This is a genomic window from Streptomyces yokosukanensis (genome assembly GCF_001514035.1).
In the GTDB taxonomy this organism is placed as follows: Bacteria; Actinomycetota; Actinomycetes; order Streptomycetales; family Streptomycetaceae; genus Streptomyces; species Streptomyces yokosukanensis.
In genome coordinates, this window is the sequence record NZ_KQ948211.1 from 536,221 (window position 1) to 536,953 (window position 733).

Below are 733 nucleotides of genomic sequence, written 5' to 3' on the forward strand. Positions count from 1 at the left end.
AGCCCCTTCCAGGCCTGCTTCATCGCGTCCCAGCCGTCGACGCCCACCAGGGTGCCCAGGCCCTTGACCGTGCCCCAGATGCCGTCCACGATCAGGCCGTCCCACACGAACGACTTCACCCAGTGCCCGACCTCGTACCAGTGATGCTTCTCCTCCACCGCATCACCCCACGGCAGCCCCTTCGCACCCTTCAGGTCCGAAGCGTTGTAGCCGTACATGTTCGACTTGTTCGAGCCGTCACCGGCGACCATCTGCGTGCCGTGCCACAACGCCGTGATCTTGTTGTGACACGTCCGCTCCGCCGCCCAGAACGCCGCCACCGCCGACGTGACGTCATCACGCAGCTGGTTGTTCCTGTCGACCTTGTCCCCGTCGTACTCCCAGTCGTCGTCACCCTTGACCGAGTCGACGAACGCCAGCGCATCGTGCTTGAGCTGCTTCAGCTTCGCCACCAGCGGACGGACCTCCGCCGCATACCCCGACAACGCCGACGAGACCGTCTCCAGATCCGTCGCGAAACCGTCCGAACGCGTCGACACCGGCTTCGTCGAGCCGAACAACTGCTCCGCCTCCGGAGCCTTGTAGAACGCCGACAACCCCTGGAACTGCGCATGCACGTCCGCACCCGTGGAACGGATCTGCCCCGCATCCTTCTTCAGCGCACCGTAATCCTTCTCCAACTGCTCCAGATCACCGGTGAACTGCGGAATCTCCTCAGGCTTGATCACGACTT

The 733-nt window shown here is 63.8% G+C and carries 1 pseudogene; it reads right to left on the reverse strand.

Annotated features, from left to right (window positions below):
- Positions 1 to 733, reverse strand: a pseudogene (locus AQI95_RS17895) (ADP-ribosyltransferase); the annotation flags it as partial.